Source organism: Rhodococcus sp. 008 (genome assembly GCF_001682295.1).
Lineage (GTDB): Bacteria > Actinomycetota > Actinomycetes > Mycobacteriales > Mycobacteriaceae > Rhodococcus_F > Rhodococcus_F qingshengii.
In genome coordinates this window covers 2,031,952-2,050,399 of the sequence record NZ_CP012749.1, presented here as the reverse complement: position 1 = coordinate 2,050,399, position 18,448 = coordinate 2,031,952, and the positions used below count along the sequence as shown (strand labels likewise).

Genomic DNA, 18,448 nt, shown 5'->3' with positions numbered 1-18,448 from the left:
GACAACTCAGTTGGCCGGGGTCAGCAGGGATTCGGCCTCGACCGAATCCGTCAATACCCCGTACTTGACCAGCAGTTCGATCTCCGTGCCCAGAGCACCCGGTTCCACTACTGCGACGAACTGAGGATTCTTGCTGTTGGCCAGCATTTCGAGCGGAATCTTGGCTTGTGTCGAGAGTGCAGCCTTGACCGCGCCCGGATTCTGATTGGCGTAGTCGATGGATTTGGCAAGCGCCGTACGGAATTTGGCGAGTGAGTCCGGGTTCGCGTCGACAAACGATTCCGAAGCGACCAGCGAGGTCCCCGGTACACCGGGCGCGGCCAAGGGGAAGGGGTGGCCGAGGATCTTCAGCCCCGAGTCGGTTGCTTTGCTCAGGAACGGATCGATGAGGAATGCCGCATCGGCCCCGCCAGTGGAAACAAGGTCACCGAGGTTGGGCATGGGCGCCTGAATGAACGAGATCTTGTCCGCTGCGCCACCGGACTTCTCCACCGCAGCGGAGATGACTGCTTCGCTGACGGACTTCAAACCGCTGATCGCGACGGTCTTGCCTTCGAGGTCACGGAAGCCGCTGATGGAACTGTCCTTGGCGACCACGAGACCGGACTGGTCGACGCTGTCATTTGCGGCAAAATTCGTGAGCCCGCCGACAATGGTGACGGGCATGTTCTGGCTCCGTGCCTGAATTGCGGCAGCGGCAGTCGTGGCTGCCATATCTGCATTTCCGCTGAGCAACAACGGAATTTGAGCCGAGGAACTAGCGCCGCCCTCCACGAGTTGGATGTCGAGTCCCTCATCGGTGAAGTACCCCTGCTCCATGCCGAGCCAAATCGGTGTGAAGTCCGCGATCGGCTGAGGTGCGATTCGAATCGTGGTGGTCTGGGTGCCCCCGTCGTCGGAGGCCGTGGCGTCGCTCGAACAGCCTGTCAGTGCCAATGCCGCGGTCGCGACCGCGGCTAGGGCAACAACTCTGAACCGTGGTGTCGACCGAAGGGTAAGTCCAACCGTCATGTCCGAAAACCTCTCGCTGGGAAAGATATGACTTCCTTGCCGGTAATCCGGTGGGAAGGTGAAGAAGCTCAAAGAATTCCGTACGCCGGAACGATTGTTGTGACTATAGTAATTTCCAAGACGAATGCCAAGGGTTTTCCAAGAACACGAGATTTCGGATCGCCGGGTACATCCACGGCACCGGGAGGGGATCGGATGACGAAGGGTTCTGCGTCCGCCGTCGACAAAGCGTTGGATCTACTCGAGGCCATCGCGCGCTCGACCACGCCGATGAAGCTCAGCGAACTGGCAGAAGAAGTCGGGATGCTCCGCCCGACTGCGCACCGAGTGCTCGGAGAACTCGCGAACCGTGGTTGGGTCTTCCGCTACGACGGTCGCTATCTCCCCGGCCCGGCTGCACTGCAGGTTTCCCACGAAGCGGCAGCGCATTCGTTGGCGGCCTTGTGCGATCCGACCATGCGGGTGCTGTCCGAGAGCACGGACATGATGGTGAATCTGCAGGTTCTCGAGAGCGGCGGGACGCGGATCATCGCGGCGCTGCGTCCCGAGAGACTCAAGATGATCACTCGGATGCTCGGGGATCTGCTTCCGCCGCACCGGTTCGCGGGTCCGCTCGCGTTGGTGGCGGCACTCGAGGACAACACCCGGGCGCCCTACCTGGCGATGGTGGAGAAGAGCGGCTATCCGCTGGAAGGACCCACCGGCTTTCTCGCCGACATCGCCGAGACTCAGAAAACCGGATTCGCCGTTGTCCACAAACGATCTCAGGACATCATCGGTTCGGTCTCGCGTGCAGTGTCTTCCCGCAAGGGGTCTCCGCTCTGTGCGTTGACGGTGATCGGTTTCGATACCGACTTCGATGCGAAGACGACGCGAATGGTCGAAGAACACCTGCTGCGGGCCACCGATGAAGTGCAGCAACTCCTCACTGACCACACTTCGGGCAAGCGCCCGTCCGACACAGGAGAATAAGGATGATTTCACGGACCGAGGGCTTCATCACCGTCGCAGACGGCGAACGGGTCTGGTACGAGACTGCCGGCGAGGGCCCGGATCTGATTCTCACGCACGGTCTCGGCGGAAATGCGGCCGTCTGGTACCAGCAGGTGCCCTACTTCGCTCAGCACTATCGGGTGATCAGCTGGGATCAGCGAGGATTCGGCCGCTCTACCAACGAGAACGGCAACCACGGCCCGGTAGCGGCAGTCTCTGATCTGATCGAAATCATGGACCTGTTGGCGGTTGATCGAGCGCACGTGGTCGGCCAGTCGATGGGCGGTTGGGCCGCATTGGGGACCGCGATCGCTGTTCCGGACCGGGTGGAGTCGGTAGTCCTGGCCTGCACGACCGGCGGCATTCCCGTCGGATTCGGTCCGGACAGCGCACCTCCCCTCACCGCAGAACCCGTCACCGCGCGGCCCCTGGGGGAGCATCCCGCTGTGGGCGGACGGTTGCCGAGCTTGGACATGGCGAGGGCATACCTGTACCAAGCTCTCGGCACCTTCGGCCATCGCCCACCTGACACCGAGTTCTTCCGAATTCTCAAGGCCCACAACTATTCGGTGGCCGAACTCGCGGCGGTGGCTGCGCCGGTTCTCCTGATCGCAGGTGAGCTGGACGATTTGATGACACCCGAGCGGATTCGCGGCGCCGCCGAGTTCCTGCCTCACGCCGAAGTGGTCGAGCTTGCCGACCGCGGCCACTCCCCCTACTTCGAGGACCCACACGCGTGGAACGAGTTGGTGGCGCACTTCCTGGCCGATGTTCGTGCGCGCCCAGTGCGCTGAAACGCCAACTCGTCACGCATATTCCAACTCCGAGGAGATCTAATGGATTCATCTCAGACCGTCGAGTTCATCCCACCCGCTTTCGATACGCCGTTCTCCACCGGAGTGCGCGTCGGAGACGTTCTGTATCTGTCGGGTCAGATCGGCATGCTTCCCGACGGGACCTTGGCAGACGGCTTCGAAGCGCAGGCTCGCCAGACGATGGAGAATATCGTGGCTTCGCTGATCGCCTACGGTTCCGGTGTCGAAGCGATCTTCAAATGCACTGTCATGCTTGACGACATGTCACGTTGGCAGGAGTTCAACAAGGTCTACCTCGAGTACTTCCCGGCGTCGAGACTGCCGGCCCGCAGTGCGTTCGGAACAGACGGACTGGCGCTGGGTGCGCACATGGAAGTCGAATGCATGGCCTACACCCCGCGGGTCTGACTGCTCGCGGGCACTAACCGTCCCAATCCACACGTTCAGCCAGGCGCAGCAATGTGCGTCGGCGTGTAGTGCTGGTTTCGCCGATGTGCGCGATCCGGCCGTAGATGTGGGCGCGGAAGTTCTCCACGCCATCCCGATTCTGTTCCTGCGCAGAAGTACTGGCGGCGTTGTGCAGCAGGGCACGCAAGCGATCGTAGTCGTCGCGCGGATACGAGGGTTGGTCGTTGATCACCAACCCGGTGAGGTGTTGGCGTCGATGAGGGCGCATTACCTTGGTCTTTCGTGGATGGATGGCAAACCCTTCGTCCCCGGCGATCTGCTCGACCGTCCAGAGGAGGGTGCCGACGTCGGCTACTTCGATTCCGGAGAACGCGAGGTCGTCGGCGTATCGGGTGTAGGTGAGCCAGTTCGCTTGTGCGAGTCCACTCAAGCGGATGTCGAGTTTGCGTGCGACGAGATTCGCCAGTGCAGGAGAAGTGGGTGCGCCTTGCGGAAGATGCGCGGTGCGTAGCTGTGATGCCTGTGCATACGGTAGGCCGCGCAGGGTATCGGCAGGTGTTGCAACAGTGCACAATCCGGTGAGAACGCCTGCCACTGCGGGTGGATAGCCGAGGGCGGCGAAGACGGCATGAACGCGGCTGCCGCTGATCGAAGGGAAGAACTGCGCGAGGTCCGCGCCGATCACGATTTCCGACTGTGCGTGCGGCGCTGCAAAAGTCAGAGGGCTTCGACCACGGACAAATCCGTGTGCCGCGTCGTGCGGGGGCACCAGGTCGAGGATGCGGCGCAGGATCTTCCGCTGAATTTCGCGCAATCGGGGTTTCGGTACCTCGAGGAGGCGAGCGCCGGCCTTCTTGCTGATCTGCATCGGCCGGTAGTGGCGTAGCGGTCGGGGTTTCGTGCGGAGCCATTCCCCTCGGTCGGCGAACCACTCGAGTTCGGAGATCGTCAGATCCAGTGAACGAGCCAGGTCCACACTGGTGTTGTAGCGGGGAACGTCGAACCGCCACACCGAGGTTTCATTGGTGTCCAGTGAGAGAGGAACAGGCCGCAGGCGAGGTAGTTCGCGAAGCAATCGATACAGAGTCTGCGGTTCGAACGGTGGAGCGGGCATGAGGTCGAGAACGCGCACGGCCAGGAGCGTCGGGGAAACGCCGAAGACGGTTCCGAATGCCTCCTCGAGGCCGCTGAGGGTCCACGGAGCGTCAGCGGCCGCAACGGCCAGACGACGCGCCAACTCGGGATCGAGCTCGAAGTCACGCATGATACGACTCCGGGATGCGACGGGGCGGGGTGACCAAATCCTTTGTCCGGTGCGGCGGCAAGCACGCGGAGCGTGCCGAACGCCGGTGGACGCAGTATCCAATTCTTCTGGCCGACCCAGGGGTTACCCCTGAGACTGGTCGCGTGGACCAACTCTCACCCACGCGCCGCCGCATTCCTTCACAATGGCAGACCGTTCGGTATCTGTCACGTGTGAAGCGGATCTGTCAGGAGTGGGTCCTCAGATCGACGAACGATCCGAACCGACGAACTCGCTGATCCACGGCACGACTGCTTCGCGGACGGTGACCGCTTTCGGCAGTAGTCCGTTGCTCAGCAGGAGATCGGCCGCGCGCTGCTGCTCGTCCAGGAACTCGTCGGTGACAGGGTTGACACCGAAAGGGCGTCCGCGCAGTGCAGCTTCCCAGGCATCGAGGCTCGCGGACCCGCCACGCTTCTCGACGTCGTCGACGAAGACCTGGGCGGCTTCGCGGGGGTTGGCTTCGATCCAGGCGTCGGATTCCTGCAGGGCCTCGATGATCGCCTGGAGGGCCTCCGGGTTGGTATCCGCGAAATCGCGCCGGGTGAACCACAGTGAGGGGTGGCTGAAGAGTCCGTCGGTGGCGATCAGCGTGCGCAGTTCGTGGTTCGCTTCGATGTCCGTCAGCCCCGGGTACGCGCCAACCCAGGCATCGATGGTGCCGTCGACGAGGTCCGCTCCACCACCGCGTACGTCGGTGTCGACGGGGACGATGTCGGACCAGGTCAGCCCCGCCTGATCCAAGGCGAACAACAAAAGTGTGGTCTGCCACGATCCGTGCGCGATGCCGACGCGCTTGCCGCGCAGGTCCTCAACCGTGTTGATCTCGGACTCCGCCTTGACTACCAGGCGCCCGTTCTCCACACGTGGGCCGGAGATTCCGATGTAGACGAGATCGCGGCCCTGAGCCAATCCGGTGACGGGCGGCGTGAATCCGGTTCCGATCACGTCGTATCCGCCCTCCTCGAACAGCCAGTCCGAGTGCAGGGTCGGCAAGGCGTTCTCCGGGTTGACTGCAGGCTTGGCGGGAAGCTCACGCAGGTCCACCCACTCGACGTCCGGGAGACGACGTTCGAGGATTCCGGTGTGACGCAGAACGAACAGCGAATTGTTGTGTGGGAAGTATCCGACGCGAACGGTCATGAGATCTACGGTTTCCTGTTCTGAATCAGTGATGGGGGGTGGCTAGATGAGGCCGCGTCGACGCGCCTCGTCGGCGAGTCCGCTACGGCCCCACTGCACGGCAAGGTTGGACGGATCGAATTCGACCGAACCGCCGAGGGATTCGGCGATCGCCTGGAACTGTGCGCCCTCCTCGAGGAGGACGACGAACTTCGCGAGGTCGAGCAACCCGCTGCGGCCGATGACGTTGACCCCGCCGTTGGCTTCGAAGATCGCCACCAGATCGGGATCGTGTTCGAGACGCTCGAGAATGAAATCGCCTGCAGAACGGGACCGATCGATGTGCGGCGGAATCTCTCGGGAGAGCGTCAGCCTCTGCGAAGCCGCATAGCGGATGGGTAGCGTCCGATGTGTCTGTGCCCAACCGCCGAGCCACGGTGTGTGGATGTGGACAACGCTGGTGATTTCCGGATGCTGACGGAAGACCGATGCGTAGCCGGTGACAAATCCGGCCGATCCGTTGCCGGACAGCACCTCTCCATCGAAGGTGGCGACAACCGGTGACACCGACGGATCGTTCGCCCACGGTCCCGGATCGTTCAGGGCGACCGCGATTTCGGTGCCGGGTACTCGTTCGACGAAGTTGACGGTCCCGTTGGCTGCAACGGTTCCGGTCTTGCGGAAGACGTCGAATGCTTTGTCTGCTGCTTTGCGAGCTTCTTCGACGAATGCTGCGGTTTCGGTGTCGAGTCGAGTTTCGGTGGTGGTCATCGAGTCTCCAGTCCAGAAGGTGTGATCGGGGTGCGCTGCAGGAGGGGAAGAACTTCTTCGCCGACGCGGTATGCCTCTTCGAGATGCGGGTTACCGGCGAGGATGAAGGCGTCGACGCCCAGTTCGCGCAGCTCGTCGAGTCTTTCGGCGACCTGCTCGTAACTGCCGACCAGTCCGAACGCCGGTCCGCCGCGGATGAGGCTGAAGCCGCACCACACGTTGGGTTGCACTTCCAGATCTCGGTAGCCGGTGATGTGTTCGGGTACCCAGCCTTTGATGCGGGCGGCGCCCACCGAATCACCCTGGGCTGCACGGTCGGCGGCCCCCTTGTCGACGAAGGCCCAGCCTTTCTCGATCTCGGCCCACGCGGCTTCTTCGGTGTACCGGGCAACGACGTCGATGCGTACGGCGAACTTCGGGGTGCGTCCCAGCTTGGCCGAGTTCTCCCGCACGCCGTCGATCTTGGCTCTCAGATCGGCGTACGGTTCCAGCCAGGAAAGGTAGTAATCGGAGTGCAGTCCGGCGGCGGCGACGGCTGCGGCCGAAGATCCGGAGAAGTACACCTCGGGAAACGGTTGGCCGGCAAGTCCGGGTGGCAGTGCAGCGCCGTGGGTTTGGAAGAAGCGACCGTCGAAGTCGAAAGGTTCACCGGCCCACACACCTTTGAGGACATCGAGGAACTCGGACGTCCTGGTGTAGCGATCGTCGTGGTCGACTTTGTCGCCCCACCACAGCTGAGGCGCTCCACCTCCACCACTGATGATGTTGTAAACCAGACGTCCGCCGGTTGCTCGCTGCAGACTGGCCGACATCCGCGCTGCCTGTACCGGGTGAAGGAACCCCGGTTGGAACGCGACCATGAAACGGTATGTGGTGGTCTCGGCGGCCAACGCTGCTGCGGTCGCCCACGGATCCTCGGTCATCGGGAAAGACGGCAGAAGTCCACCGAGGAACCCTGCGGACTCGGAAGCCTTTGCCACCGCTGCCATGTGGTCGATGTAGCTGTATCCGTCCAATTCGCCGCCGCGGATCGCGGGAGCAATGTTGCCCGGCCCGTATCCACCGGCATCGCCGCGGTTGTAGCGACGCGGAGTACGCAGCGACGCGTGGTCGCCTTCCATCCCGATCCGCCAATAGAAATCGATGCTCATGCGGTGGCCTTCTCTTCTGTGGTGGCCTTCTCTTCCTTGCGGATCCGACCCTCGGGATCGACCAGGTGCAGGAGATGCTCGCCCGCCCGGTGCAGCTCTTCGATGTGTGGCCGACCGGACAGGACGAAACCGTCGACGCCGATATCGCGATACGACGACAATCGTTGGGCCACCTCCTCGTAGCTTCCGACGAGGCCGATACTGTGCTCGTAGCCGATGCGGTCGAATCCGGACCACAGGATGCCGCCCCGATCGATCTCGAGTGCAGCGGAATCGGCTTCTCTCAGTTGCCGTTCGACGCGAGCCCAGGCTTCGTCCGCTGTTTCCCTCGCGATGATCGGGATGCGCAGGACCTTCTCGACGGTCCTGCCGAGTTCGGATGCTCGGTCGTCGAGGGTGGTGATCCGTGTCGACAACTCGTCGCCGGCAAGGGTGAACTGATGGACATCGGCATGGTGGGCCGAGAGTTCCAGAGCTTCCGGTGAGTCCCCGGTCAGATGTACTCGGGGAAAACGGAGTCCCGACAAGATGCCTCGGAATCCGCCGCCGAGTACGTCGTAGTATTCGCCGTCGAAGTCGTAACCCGTGCCGCCGAATCCGCCGGGGAGAATCTGTTCCTCGTTCCACACACCGCGGGCGACGGTCAGGAACTCCGCGGCGCGCGCGTAGCGGTCGGCTCCTCGAACCACGTCGCCGCGAGCAGCGGCGTCTTCGGGGTCCGTCTCTACCTTCACTCGCCATTCGAGACGACCTGCCGACAGGCGCTGAAGTGTCGCCGACATTTTGGCGGCGTAGACGGGGGTGCCGAAAGTGGGGTGAAACTCCACGACCACTCGCGAATGACGCGTCTGACGTAGGGCGGCGGCAGCAACGATCCAGGATTCTTCGCCATTCGGATCGTACGGTGCGACAACGCCGTCGACGCCCGATAGTTCGGCTGCGAGAACGATCTGTGCCAATTCGTCGAAGGGCCCGAAGTTTCCGGGACGAACATCGGTCGCAACGGTAGTCGGTCGCTGCGGCCCGAAGCCGCCGCGACTGTTCAGTGCGGCCACCGCCCGGCGTCCGTCACCGCGAGAGGGCAGCTCCCAGTAGACGTCCGTCATTCTGCTGTGCCCTTCTGCGCAACAAGGTTGCGTGCCTGTTCCAGTGGTTCGTGCGCCACCCAGGACTGCAGGTCGAAGTCGGCGGCAAGGAAGCCGTGCGCATACAGGAATTGCTTCTGCACCCCGAGCAGGTCCACACGCTCGTCAGACAGGCTCAGATGCAGTCCGGTGTGGAAGTTCTCGCCGTACGCTGCCACCACACCTTCGGGCCCCGACTGTGTTTCGGTCTGCAGAACGGCTCGGACCTCGTCGATGTTGGCTGCGGCCCAGTCCGCCGCTCTCAGGCTCTCGGCGAGGAAACCCACGACGATGTCCGGGCGTTGTTCGAGTAGGTCGGCGTGAACCGTGATCGGTCGTGGGGTGCCGTTGTTGACGCGATCACGTAGCGATGCAGTGGAATCGAGATCGACGGCAACGGCGAGGCCATGTTCGCGGGCAACTTCCTGGGCGCGGGCACCCTTGACGTAGATGGCGTCGACGTCGCCGCGTAGCAGGGATTCGACGCCCCAAGTCGTGTTGCGGGTGGACGAGGCGGTGCGGACCTCGGGGGCTGCCGTCGTCGCAATCTCGACGAGAGTGACGTCGGCAAAACTCAACTCGCCGAGTCGAAGTGCGGAGGCGAAGCCGTGCAGGGCCATGGCACGGGGGAAGCTCCTGGCCTGATCTGCCGCCCAGGCCGGGATGCCGATCCGAGCGCCTGCCAGAAGACCGGCTTCTCGGATGTCGGAGTCTCCGCGCACCAGGATTGCCTGGGCCTCGTCGATCCAGGTGAGCCCGATGAGCCTCGTCGGAGAACCACTGGCACGCGCGGCCAGTGCGGGGACGTTGCCGCCTTCGCGAATGAGTCCGGAGAGGTGGTGATCGAAATGGCGCACTGCCAATTCCGGTCCGGCATCTTGCAGTACGCCGAAACGCACTCCGGATTCGTTTGCCGTCCGGTCGAGCCAACCGAGACTGTTGGCGAGGCCGCTGGCGGTGGGAACGGGGCAGCGGGTGTACCAGAGTGTGTCGATTGCGGAATCAGCGATCAATGTCATGACTGTCCTGTCCGTCGGGGAAGGTGCGACCGACGCCGAGTTCCTTCAGGAAACTCGCTCGGTAGCGCAGAGATTCGGGATCGTTCCGATCGCGGGGGCGTGGCAGGTCGATGTCGACATCCACGGCAAACCCGCCCTTGTCGAGGATGAGCACACGGTCGGCAAGTCGTACGGCTTCGTCGACGTCGTGCGTGACGAGCAGTACTGCCGGACGGTGGCGGGCGACCAGATCGCCTACCAAGTCTTGCATTTGGAGCCTGGTCAAAGCGTCGAGGGCTGCGAACGGTTCGTCGAGCAGCAGCAGTTCAGGTTCGCGAACCAGAGCACGAGCCAATGCGACGCGTTGGGCCTCGCCGCCGGAGAGGGTGGCCGGCCAGGCGCGGTGCTTGTCCGCGAGGTTGACCTCGGCGAGTGCGTTGCGTGCATTGTCGGTCACCTGACGTGACCGTTTCTGTCCGACTGTGACATTGGCCAGAACTCGCTTCGACGGGATCAATCGCGGTTCCTGGTAGACAACCGTGCGGTCGCGCGGAACCAGCACCTCGCCGCTGTCCGGTGCTTCCAAACCGGAAAGCACTCGCAGCAGGGTCGTCTTGCCGGTACCGCTGGGGCCGAGGAGAACGACGAACTCGCCGCGCGTGATCTCGAGGTCGATACCACCTAGAACAGTCTTGTCACCGAACGACTTACGCACTCCGGTGAGCGAGACCGCTACCGGTGATCCGGCACGTCGCTCGGCCGCGGTGGTGCCGGTCCGCTCACGGGCTGCCAACGGCGGCAGAGGTGCTTCGGTGGATGGCAGCGAGCCGATGGTTGTATTCGTCATCGCGCCACCGACAATCTCCGCCACGGCATGGAGTACCGCTCGATCAGTCTGACGATTGCGTCGAAGATGAGTCCCAGTGCCGCGTACATGACGATGCACAGAACCATGTAGTCGGTGCGGTTGTATTCCTGCGCCAGGGTGACCAGATATCCGATGCCCTCACGTGTGCCGACCTGCTCGGCGGCGATCAATCCGGTGATGCTGAGCGACAGGCAGATTCGAAGCCCCATCAGAACACCGGGGAGGGCGGTCGGAAGAATCGCTCCGAACACCAGTCGCCAACCCGTCAAGCCGAAACCTTGTGCCGCTTCCACCATCTTGCGATCGACTCCGCGCACTCCCAGGTAGGTGTACGCGTACATGGGGGCGACGGTCGCGACGGCGATCAGGACTACCTTGAAGGTTTCGTCGATACCGAACCAGGCGATGAACAACGGAACGAGCGCGAGGAACGGAACCGCGCGGTTGATCTGCATGGTCGAGTCGATCAGTTCTTCGCCGAGCGAGGAGAGACCGGACAGAACCCCGAGAACCAATCCGACGATCACACCGACCGAAACACCGAGTGCAGCACGTTGAAGTGACGCGAGACCGAAGTCGACCAACTGACCCGACTGGTACAGCTCGGCGAATGCCGTCCACACCGCCGGAGGTCCGGCCAGGATCTCTTCGCGGATCAGTCCGGTAGCGGATCCGATCCACCATCCGGCAACCAGCAGCGCGGGCACGAGGAAGCGGAGTGGGATCGAGACCCACTTGGGCCTGCTGCGATTGCGGCGGTAGCGGGGCGTTTCGAGTTGCGGATGCTCCACTGACGGCGACGCAGTTCGTGCGGGCCGGGTCAGCGTCACCATCGGGTCACTTCCCCTCGGCGGTGGGCGCTGCCGCTGCCGAACCTGCCACAGCACCCTGGAGGTCGAAGATCACGTCACTGCCCTTGATCGGCTGCTGGATCACCTTGTTGTCGGCGAACAACGTGGAGATCGATTCGAGGTCGGTAGCGTCGGCTGCAGTCGGGTAGCGGAAGTTGGTGATCTGGCCGCCCAGGGTGATCGCGTCGTCGAGTCGCTGTCCGGAGAGTGCGCGCGGACCGGTCTGTTCGAAGACGTTCTCGAATGCTGCCGGGTCGGCCTGCTGCTTCGCGGTGAGTTCCTGGGTGACCTCGAGGAACTTCTGGACCACTTCGGGATGCTCTTCGAGTACTACGGTGCGGCCGGCGATGATGGTGCTGTCCACTGAGTCGATGCTCGCCTCGGTTGCGATCTCGACCGCGCCCTTGGCCTTGGCCTCCTGATACGGAATCAGGAACGATGCCCACGCGTCGACCTGCCCGGTGGAGAACGCCGACGCCGCGTCAGCCTGTTGCAGCGGAACACGTTCGACGGAATCGATCGGCACTCCGGCCTGCGTCAGGGCCTTGAGCGTGATGTACTCGCCCTTGCCTGCAGGGTTGACGGCGATGCGCTTGCCGGCCAGATCTGCGACGGTCTTGATGCCGGACTCCGGAGTGGCGATGATGCCGGCCTGGTCCTTGTTGTACGGGTCGGACGTGGCGAAGATGCGGACACCCACGTCCTTGGACAGTGCGCCGACGACGGGACTGTATGCGCCGGTCTGGATGTCGAGTTCACCGCTGTTGAAGAGTTTGAGGTTGGAGCTGAATCCCGGTGTGGTCTTGACCCATTCGATCTTTGCGCCCAGCGGTGCCAGAGCCTCGTCGTAGGTTCCGTCACGCTTGCCGACGGCGATGGCACCGGAGTTTCCGGGATCGAAGACCTTGAGCGTGAAGTCTGCGCTGGAATTGCCTGCGGCGCTGTCGGAATCGGAAGACCCACACGCCACCGCCAACCCGGCCAGCGGGATCATGGCGAGCGCAGCGGCAGCTCGTGGCAGTCGGCGGAAGCGGGACATGTATGTGGCTCCTTCAGGCGTTGAATCGTCAGAACTGACGACGATGACGCTATTGGGTGCCTGTCCGTTTTACCCCCGTTTGTTTTCTGGAGATTGGAAATCTTGACAACACCGGAAGTCTGTTCATCTGGGCTTTTGTAGGTCCACGTTCGGTTCCTTTCCATCTGATGGAAAGGATGGCCGGACTGCTGGGTCCGTGTTAGCGTCCGATTCTCAGGTCGATCAGGCCACAGCGAAAGGATCGTTCGTGACGGACGCACGCGGCGCGGGAGTTCAGACGGTAACCCGTGCCCTGACCATGCTCACATGTTTTCGCAGTGGCGAAGAACTGGGAGTCTCGGAAGTTGCGCGGCGACAAGAGCTTGCGGTCAGCACCACGCATCGATTGCTGCAGTCGCTCGTCGACGCGGGATTTCTCGAGAAGGACGACGCAACCAGTCGGTATCGCATCGGCGCGGCGCTGGCGGCTTACGGACAGGTCTCCTACCGGCAGCATCGGATCTATCTGTCCGAGCCCTTTTTGGAGCAATTGGCCGCGACGACAGGAGCATCCGCTTCCCTGGCAGTGCGAAGCGGAAGTGAGGTGGTGTTGCTCGGATTCAGTCGGTGGCGCGAGGCCGACGGGCACGTGCTGCAGGGTGTCCGTCTTCCCTTGCATGCGAGCGCACTGGGGAAGGCCTTTCTGGCTTGGTCCGATGTCGACGATTCCGAGCTGGCTGCGCTGCCACGTGAAGCGACCACTCAGCGTGCGATCACCGATGTCGCCGGTATCCGCCGGGAACTGGAACTGACTCGTGAGCGAGGATACGGATTCAACGACGAGGAGTTGACCCCGGATTTCCGAACGATCGGAATTCCGATCATCGATGGATCCGGCACTGTGCGTTACGCTCTCGGGCTTCGTGGTCCGGTCGAGCTGATGATCGACGAACGGATTCCGTTTCTCGCCGACCTTGCCAAGGTGACTGCACGACAGATCGGTGAGGTCCTTCTCTGACGTGATGTGAAAGCGCTTGTGGCAGATCCGGCCGAACGTGATTACCGTTGAAGTCGAGGGCGCGATCGCACAATGGCTACGCGATGTGACCGCGTCCTCGCGAGCGTGGAGACGAGTGATGACGACGATCGGTGTCGTTGCCCTGTTGCTGGGCGTCCTGTTGATTGTGGTCGAGGCGCACGCCCCAACCGCGGGGGTGCTCGGTGCGCTTGGAGCGCTCATGATCGGTGCCGGCGTCTGGATGCTCTTCACATCCGACGGTATCGGCCAATTGATCGCGATCCCGGTGACGGCGGGGGTCGCGGTAGTCGGCCTGGGCGTGGTGGCGGTAGCGAGTCGAAAAGCGCTTACCGCGCGCCGCGCTCCCGTGCGTACGGGGACGGAATCTCTTGTCGGCTCGGACGCGACCGTTCGCAGTTGGACCGGTGCGCAGGGTCAGGTCGAGCTCGACGGCGGATTATGGCGTGCTCGAATGGAATTCGGGTACGACGATTCTGTGCCTGCCGTGGGCGAATCCGTCGTCGTAGAGCAGGTTCGAGGCCTGACTCTGAAAGTGCGCCGTCGTGAACCGTGGGAGCTGCCGCTATGACCACCGTGCTTGTCGTGTTGTCCGTGTTTGTCGTGCTGATTGCAGTCCTTGTGGGCATGTCGGTGAGAGTTCTGCGCGAGTACGAGCGCGCGGTGGTGTTCCGCCTCGGTCGACTGATCACCTTGAAGGGTCCTGGTCTGGTGATTCTGGTGCCGGCGATCGATCGTATGGAGCGGGTCAGTCTGCGAACCGTCACGCTGAAAATACCGGTCCAAGAAGTGATTACCCGCGACAATGTTCCTGTGAAGGTCACCGCCGTCACGTACTTTCGGGTCGTCGACGCTGACCGTTCGATAGTCGAAGTCGAGGATTTTCTGGCCGCCACCTCACAGATCGCCCAGACCACACTGCGCTCCATCCTCGGTAAAGCTGAGCTGGACTCGCTGCTATCCGAACGTGAACGCCTCAACGAGGATCTGCAGAAAGTCATCGACCAGCAGACCGAACCGTGGGGAGTCAAGGTCACGACCGTCGAGATCAAGGACGTCGAGATTCCGGCCAACATGCAGCGCGCCATCGCCAGGCAAGCAGAGGCCGAACGAGAGCGGCGAGCCAAGATCATCAACGCCGACGCCGAGTTTCAGGCTTCGGCCAAGCTCGCCGAGGCGGCCGAGGTGATCAGCCGCAATCCGACCACCCTGCAGTTGCGTTATCTACAGACGCTTCACGAGATCGGTAGTGAGAACAACTCCACCGTTGTCTTCCCCTTGCCGCTGGATCTTGTCCGGCCCTTTATCGGTGGCGGAGTTGCGGCAACTCCCGCGACCCAAGAACCTGCCCGTTTCGTCTGGAATGCGAAAGTTGTTGATTAGCATCTAGTTTCGGTTACCATCCCTTGTGTTCGAAACTGTGTTCGATTAAACTTTGAGCATGGACAGTCGGGATGCGTGGCAACTGGATGGCGAGGACCTCAAGGGTGAGGTTCTCGATCTGGTGCGTGTCCGACACGAGTTGCAGTCGCGGATGGTGTTGCTGATCGTGGAGATGTTTTCCCGGGACGTTCTCGGCGGGAAGGGTTTTCGGGCGATCGCGCAGTGGTTGCACGGGTCGACGAATCTGGAGATCGGTGAGTGCAGTCTGCTGGTCGGGTTGGCGCGGTTGCTGATGCTCGAACCTGTTGTCGCGGATGCATTCCATCGCGGCGATGTGGATGCGTTGAAAGCCCGTCAGGTGGCGTCGTTTTGTCAGCATCCGCCCAAGAACATGACGCCGGCGGATGTGGACAAGGCCCGCGGGATTCTGTTGGGGTTGGCGTCGAAGAACATCGTGGATTGTGATGCGGTGCGGGCGGCGATCCGGCGGATCGAGAAGCAGTACGGCAAGCGTGAGGACGGTGTTCCGGTGGGTGAGGATTCGGAGCGTAACGAGTTCTACGCGTCGAAAGGTTTGTACGGGCGTGTGTCGGTGAAGGGTGATCTGGATGCGATCAACGGGGCGCGTCTGATCACGTTGTTGTCGAGCCTGTCGGCGCCGACGCCGGAGAAGGACGGCGTGAAGGACACCCGTACGCCGGCATTACGGCGGGCGGACGGGTTCTGCGAATTGTTGCGGCGGTACGAGCGGGCGGGGTTGGGTCCGGTCGAGGGCGGGGTGAAACCACACATCACCGTTACCGCCAGTGCGAAAGACGTGACCGACCTGAAAGCGTTGAAGGATTTGTTGCCGTCGACAGAAGAGCTCGGGTTTGCGTGGACGGATTGGGTGGGCCCGATCAGTATCGACACTGCCCGGATGCTGGCATGCGACTGCACCGTGACGCGGATCCTCCTGGACGAGAATGGTGTTCCGCTCGACTGCGGCAAGGAAGCGAGAACAGCAACGGTGCCGCAGCGGCGGGCTCTTGCGGTGCGGGATGGTGGGTGCGCGTTTCCGGGATGTGGGACACCGTCGGGGTGGTGCGATGCCCATCATATTGTTCACTGGAACGATGGCGGCCCAACGGATCTCGACAATCTGATCTTGTTGTGCGGTCATCATCATCGGACGATGCACCACACGGAGTGGCGGGTGGAGATCGGTCCGGATCGCAAATCGGTGTTCTATCCGCCGATGTCGATCGATCCGGATCAACAGCCGATCGGCGGGAACAGCCCACCTACAGCAGCCTGAACGGGCGCAACTGAATACGTACACACCGGGGCATAGCCATACCCCGGTGTGTACGGCGTGTGCGGTCAGAGCATTGTCGAGATATGGTCCGGAAGCGCGACACCGGAGTCGAGATCCTCGGACGGGACCGGTTCACCGAAGTGCGTGGCTGCGGGAACTACTCCAGCCCAAACGGTTTCGACACCAATGTCGGCGGCATCGTCACCGGGGCCGCCGGTGCGAGCCTTGACGGAAGCCTCGTACAACGGCAGCGCAAGAACGATGGTTGCCGCCATTTCCTTGCGCGTGTGTTCCCGCAAGTGTTGGGAACGTCCGGGAACCACCTGGTCGACGATCAGATTCAAAGCCTTCACGCGCTCGTCGCCGTCGGTCACGACTCGAGGTGATCCGACGATGACGCCGCTGCGGTAGTTCATCGAGTGGTGGAAGCCCGACCGAGCCAACACGAGCCCGTCGAGGATCGTGATGGTGATGCAGATTTCGCTGTCGGGAGCCAAGCTCCGTGAAGCGACTGAACCGTGAACATAAATAGATCCGCCGCGGTCGGGGCCGTCGAGGTCGAACCCGTAGGCGGTGGGAAACACCATGGGAACTCCGCCGACGTTCACGCCCATGTGGCACAGCTTCGCGGACTGCAAGACGTCGACGAGTGCCGCGCGTTCTGCGACGCCGTGGTGGCGGGCGCGCTTGTGCGTCGTACGTGCTGTCGGGGACAGTGGAATAGGTGCAGTGGGGGCAGGAGCAGGGGCAGCAAAGACAACGGCATCTGTCATGCAGACAATGCTGGTGGCAAAGTGGCTTCAAGTCATGGTCCAATCAGTGGAGACTTCGATAGGCCACTTCGATTTGCCACTTCCGGGAGGGTTCTGAATGTTTCTGCCTTCGGCGGTAGCCGTGGTCCTCGATCGGACAGATCGGCGGGCGCTCCCGGTCCAGATTGCCGACCACCTGAGAGCTGATATCCGCAGTGGTAAGGCGGCAGTGGGTCTGAGGTTACCCAGTTCCCGGAAGCTGGCGGCGGAGCTCGAGGTGGCGCGGGGCGTCGTGGAACGGGCGTATGAGCAGTTGATCGCCGAGGGTTGGCTTGTCGCTGTGCACGGCTCAGGCACCTTCGTTGCCGAGGCGCCCTCCCCCATGGTCACTCCCACGACTACACCGAAGAAGGCCGCCGACAAGATGTCACCCAGGGTGCAGCTCCGGCCGGGCGTGCCGTGGACGCCGCCGCGTGCATCGGCAGCGTGGCGGCGGGCGTGGCGTGACGTCGGGTCCAAACCGCCACCTTTCGAGGATCCCGATCCTGCGGGTGACTACGAATTGCGTTCGGCACTATCGGAATTACTGGCAAGAGCCCGTGGAATGTCGGTTGAACCCGAGAGAATCCTGATCACCTCAGGTGCCACGCATGGTCTCGGCCTCGCCCTGTCGGCTCTGCGTACCCGTGGTGCTGTTCTGGCGATGGAAGATCCCGGATACCGGTATGCGTCCTCGGCCGCTACAGCCTGTGGATGGTCGCTGCTCGACGTGCCCGTCGACGCTCATGGTCTCTGTGTCGACCAACTCGAAACGGCGTCGGAGAGCGTCCGCGGTGTGTATGTGACACCGTCCCATCAGTATCCGACAGGAGGGCTGCTTCCGGTAGGTCGGCGCAACCAGTTGATCGAGTTCGCACGCGCCCGCGACGTCGTCCTGTTCGAGGACGACTACGACTCCGAATTCCGTTACGACGTAGCGCCTTTGCCTGCGCTTGCCCAGCTGGCTCCTGATCGGGTGATGTATCTCGGAACGGTTGCCAAGACGCTCGGCGCCGGAATTCGATTGGGCTGGTTGGTAGCTCCCCTCGACCTGGTCGACCGCATAGCAGTACACCGCAAGCGAATCGGCGACTTCCCGTCGGTTCCGCTGCAGCAAGCACTCCTGTCCCTGCTCCGTGACGGCGAATGGGATCGAGCGGTGCGTACCGCCCGGCGCAGGTACCGGGAGCGTGATCGGGCGGTCGAGGAAGCGCTGTCATCGTTCGGTGAACTGCGGGGTCTCGGCGCCGGCATGCACACGACGCTCATGCTCGACGCGGATCTGGCAGCCGCCGTCGCTCGCGAGGCACTTGAACACGGCGTCGAAGTGCCCACCCTGGTCGAGTCCACCCGAACGCACGGAGACCCCGGCGGATTGGTCATCGGCTACGGACGGGTGGAATCCGCGGACCTCGAATATGCGCTCGAGGTGATAGCCGAGTGCCTCGCACGTCACAGCGCGTGAAGTCTCGTTGATCGGGAGTGCGGCAACGGATGGGCGTGGTCCA

At 62.7% G+C, this 18,448-nt stretch carries 19 protein-coding genes; 8 read left to right on the top strand and 11 right to left on the bottom strand.

Annotated features, from left to right (window positions below):
• Positions 1 to 6 precede the first annotated feature (6 nt).
• Positions 7 to 1,011 (bottom strand): ABC transporter substrate-binding protein, encoded by a 1,005-nt coding sequence (locus AOT96_RS09710; RefSeq protein WP_065351651.1) that lies wholly within the window; start codon positions 1,009 to 1,011, stop codon positions 7 to 9.
• A 195-nt stretch (positions 1,012 to 1,206) separates the two neighbouring features.
• Here AOT96_RS09710 and AOT96_RS09705 point away from each other — a divergent pair, with 195 nt between their 5' ends.
• The 3 genes from AOT96_RS09705 to AOT96_RS09695 are packed head-to-tail and all read left to right on the top strand — an operon-like array spanning position 1,207 to position 3,227.
• Positions 1,207 to 1,983: an IclR family transcriptional regulator gene (locus AOT96_RS09705; RefSeq protein ID WP_007735498.1), complete on the top strand. Its 777-nt coding sequence runs from the start codon at positions 1,207 to 1,209 to the stop codon at positions 1,981 to 1,983.
• Between the two features lie 2 nt (positions 1,984 to 1,985).
• Complete coding sequence (locus tag AOT96_RS09700; RefSeq protein ID WP_065351650.1) at positions 1,986 to 2,798, top strand: alpha/beta fold hydrolase; 813 nt, start codon at positions 1,986 to 1,988, stop codon at positions 2,796 to 2,798.
• Between the two features lie 42 nt (positions 2,799 to 2,840).
• Entirely contained in the window at positions 2,841 to 3,227 is a 387-nt protein-coding gene (locus AOT96_RS09695) for a RidA family protein (RefSeq protein WP_003946047.1), read from the top strand.
• A 13-nt stretch (positions 3,228 to 3,240) separates the two neighbouring features.
• On the opposite strand, the gene AOT96_RS09690 is transcribed toward AOT96_RS09695, so the two are convergent.
• The 9 genes from AOT96_RS09690 to AOT96_RS09650 all read right to left on the bottom strand — a co-directional run bounded on the left by AOT96_RS09690 (position 3,241) and on the right by AOT96_RS09650 (position 12,454).
• Positions 3,241 to 4,491: a reverse transcriptase family protein gene (locus AOT96_RS09690; protein ID WP_081377614.1), complete on the bottom strand. Its 1,251-nt coding sequence runs from the start codon at positions 4,489 to 4,491 to the stop codon at positions 3,241 to 3,243.
• A gap of 240 nt (positions 4,492 to 4,731) precedes the next feature.
• Entirely contained in the window at positions 4,732 to 5,673 is a 942-nt protein-coding gene (locus AOT96_RS09685) for an ABC transporter substrate-binding protein (protein WP_003946000.1), read from the bottom strand.
• 42 nt (positions 5,674 to 5,715) lie between these two features.
• A complete protein-coding gene (locus AOT96_RS09680; RefSeq protein WP_058227752.1) occupies positions 5,716 to 6,423 on the bottom strand; it encodes a class II aldolase/adducin family protein in 708 nt (235 codons plus the stop codon).
• Complete coding sequence (locus tag AOT96_RS09675) at positions 6,420 to 7,574, bottom strand: LLM class flavin-dependent oxidoreductase (RefSeq protein WP_065351649.1); 1,155 nt, start codon at positions 7,572 to 7,574, stop codon at positions 6,420 to 6,422. The genes AOT96_RS09680 and AOT96_RS09675 overlap by 4 nt, the downstream gene beginning before the upstream one ends.
• Complete coding sequence (locus tag AOT96_RS09670) at positions 7,571 to 8,680, bottom strand: LLM class flavin-dependent oxidoreductase (protein WP_050656907.1); 1,110 nt, start codon at positions 8,678 to 8,680, stop codon at positions 7,571 to 7,573. Before AOT96_RS09670 ends, AOT96_RS09675 begins: the two co-directional genes overlap by 4 nt.
• Positions 8,677 to 9,717, bottom strand: a complete 1,041-nt coding sequence (locus AOT96_RS09665; protein ID WP_065351648.1) for an ABC transporter substrate-binding protein — start codon at positions 9,715 to 9,717, stop codon at positions 8,677 to 8,679. The genes AOT96_RS09670 and AOT96_RS09665 overlap by 4 nt, the downstream gene beginning before the upstream one ends.
• Positions 9,701 to 10,543 carry an ABC transporter ATP-binding protein gene (locus AOT96_RS09660; RefSeq protein ID WP_007735504.1) on the bottom strand — a complete coding sequence of 281 codons (843 nt, stop codon included), beginning with the start codon at positions 10,541 to 10,543 and terminating at the stop codon, positions 9,701 to 9,703. The genes AOT96_RS09665 and AOT96_RS09660 overlap by 17 nt, the downstream gene beginning before the upstream one ends.
• A complete protein-coding gene (locus AOT96_RS09655) occupies positions 10,540 to 11,397 on the bottom strand; it encodes an ABC transporter permease (RefSeq protein ID WP_003946011.1) in 858 nt (285 codons plus the stop codon). The genes AOT96_RS09660 and AOT96_RS09655 overlap by 4 nt, the downstream gene beginning before the upstream one ends.
• Positions 11,398 to 11,401: 4 nt before the next feature.
• Complete coding sequence (locus AOT96_RS09650; RefSeq protein WP_047271869.1) at positions 11,402 to 12,454, bottom strand: NrtA/SsuA/CpmA family ABC transporter substrate-binding protein; 1,053 nt, start codon at positions 12,452 to 12,454, stop codon at positions 11,402 to 11,404.
• Between the two features lie 247 nt (positions 12,455 to 12,701).
• On the opposite strand from AOT96_RS09650, the gene AOT96_RS09645 reads away from it, so the two are divergent.
• The 4 genes from AOT96_RS09645 to AOT96_RS09630 all read left to right on the top strand — a co-directional run bounded on the left by AOT96_RS09645 (position 12,702) and on the right by AOT96_RS09630 (position 16,149).
• Positions 12,702 to 13,451, top strand: coding sequence for an IclR family transcriptional regulator (locus tag AOT96_RS09645; protein WP_042448211.1), 750 nt, complete (start codon positions 12,702 to 12,704; stop codon positions 13,449 to 13,451).
• A gap of 118 nt (positions 13,452 to 13,569) precedes the next feature.
• Entirely contained in the window at positions 13,570 to 14,040 is a 471-nt protein-coding gene (locus AOT96_RS09640; RefSeq protein WP_007735511.1) for an NfeD family protein, read from the top strand.
• Complete coding sequence (locus tag AOT96_RS09635; RefSeq protein ID WP_050656912.1) at positions 14,037 to 14,852, top strand: slipin family protein; 816 nt, start codon at positions 14,037 to 14,039, stop codon at positions 14,850 to 14,852. Before AOT96_RS09640 ends, AOT96_RS09635 begins: the two co-directional genes overlap by 4 nt.
• 58 nt (positions 14,853 to 14,910) lie before the next feature.
• Complete coding sequence (locus AOT96_RS09630; RefSeq protein ID WP_065351647.1) at positions 14,911 to 16,149, top strand: HNH endonuclease signature motif containing protein; 1,239 nt, start codon at positions 14,911 to 14,913, stop codon at positions 16,147 to 16,149.
• A 65-nt stretch (positions 16,150 to 16,214) separates the two neighbouring features.
• Here the strand turns inward: AOT96_RS09630 and AOT96_RS09625 are convergent, their stop codons facing one another.
• Entirely contained in the window at positions 16,215 to 16,922 is a 708-nt protein-coding gene (locus tag AOT96_RS09625; protein ID WP_065351646.1) for a pyridoxamine 5'-phosphate oxidase family protein, read from the bottom strand.
• Positions 16,923 to 17,019: 97 nt separating this feature from the next.
• On the opposite strand from AOT96_RS09625, the gene pdxR reads away from it, so the two are divergent.
• On the top strand, positions 17,020 to 18,405 hold the full coding sequence (gene pdxR, locus AOT96_RS09620) for a MocR-like pyridoxine biosynthesis transcription factor PdxR (RefSeq protein WP_065351645.1): 1,386 nt from the start codon (positions 17,020 to 17,022) through the stop codon (positions 18,403 to 18,405).
• Positions 18,406 to 18,448 lie beyond the last annotated feature (43 nt).

Excerpts from the sequence above, each read along its gene's own strand:
- AOT96_RS09710 (WP_065351651.1), bottom strand. The coding sequence starts at position 1,011 with ATGACGGTTGGACTTACCCTTCGGTCGACACCACGGTTCAGAGTTGTT.
- AOT96_RS09705 (WP_007735498.1), top strand. The coding sequence starts at position 1,207 with ATGACGAAGGGTTCTGCGTCCGCCGTCGACAAAGCGTTGGATCTACTC.
- AOT96_RS09700 (WP_065351650.1), top strand. The coding sequence starts at position 1,986 with ATGATTTCACGGACCGAGGGCTTCATCACCGTCGCAGACGGCGAACGG.
- AOT96_RS09695 (WP_003946047.1), top strand. The coding sequence starts at position 2,841 with ATGGATTCATCTCAGACCGTCGAGTTCATCCCACCCGCTTTCGATACG.
- AOT96_RS09690 (WP_081377614.1), bottom strand. The coding sequence starts at position 4,491 with ATGCGTGACTTCGAGCTCGATCCCGAGTTGGCGCGTCGTCTGGCCGTT.
- AOT96_RS09685 (WP_003946000.1), bottom strand. The coding sequence starts at position 5,673 with ATGACCGTTCGCGTCGGATACTTCCCACACAACAATTCGCTGTTCGTT.
- AOT96_RS09680 (WP_058227752.1), bottom strand. The coding sequence starts at position 6,423 with ATGACCACCACCGAAACTCGACTCGACACCGAAACCGCAGCATTCGTC.
- AOT96_RS09675 (WP_065351649.1), bottom strand. The coding sequence starts at position 7,574 with ATGAGCATCGATTTCTATTGGCGGATCGGGATGGAAGGCGACCACGCG.
- AOT96_RS09670 (WP_050656907.1), bottom strand. The coding sequence starts at position 8,680 with ATGACGGACGTCTACTGGGAGCTGCCCTCTCGCGGTGACGGACGCCGG.
- AOT96_RS09665 (WP_065351648.1), bottom strand. The coding sequence starts at position 9,717 with ATGACATTGATCGCTGATTCCGCAATCGACACACTCTGGTACACCCGC.
- AOT96_RS09660 (WP_007735504.1), bottom strand. The coding sequence starts at position 10,543 with ATGACGAATACAACCATCGGCTCGCTGCCATCCACCGAAGCACCTCTG.
- AOT96_RS09655 (WP_003946011.1), bottom strand. The coding sequence starts at position 11,397 with ATGGTGACGCTGACCCGGCCCGCACGAACTGCGTCGCCGTCAGTGGAG.
- AOT96_RS09650 (WP_047271869.1), bottom strand. The coding sequence starts at position 12,454 with ATGTCCCGCTTCCGCCGACTGCCACGAGCTGCCGCTGCGCTCGCCATG.
- AOT96_RS09640 (WP_007735511.1), top strand. The coding sequence starts at position 13,570 with ATGACGACGATCGGTGTCGTTGCCCTGTTGCTGGGCGTCCTGTTGATT.
- AOT96_RS09635 (WP_050656912.1), top strand. The coding sequence starts at position 14,037 with ATGACCACCGTGCTTGTCGTGTTGTCCGTGTTTGTCGTGCTGATTGCA.
- AOT96_RS09630 (WP_065351647.1), top strand. The coding sequence starts at position 14,911 with ATGGACAGTCGGGATGCGTGGCAACTGGATGGCGAGGACCTCAAGGGT.
- AOT96_RS09625 (WP_065351646.1), bottom strand. The coding sequence starts at position 16,922 with ATGACAGATGCCGTTGTCTTTGCTGCCCCTGCTCCTGCCCCCACTGCA.
- pdxR (WP_065351645.1), top strand. The coding sequence starts at position 17,020 with ATGTTTCTGCCTTCGGCGGTAGCCGTGGTCCTCGATCGGACAGATCGG.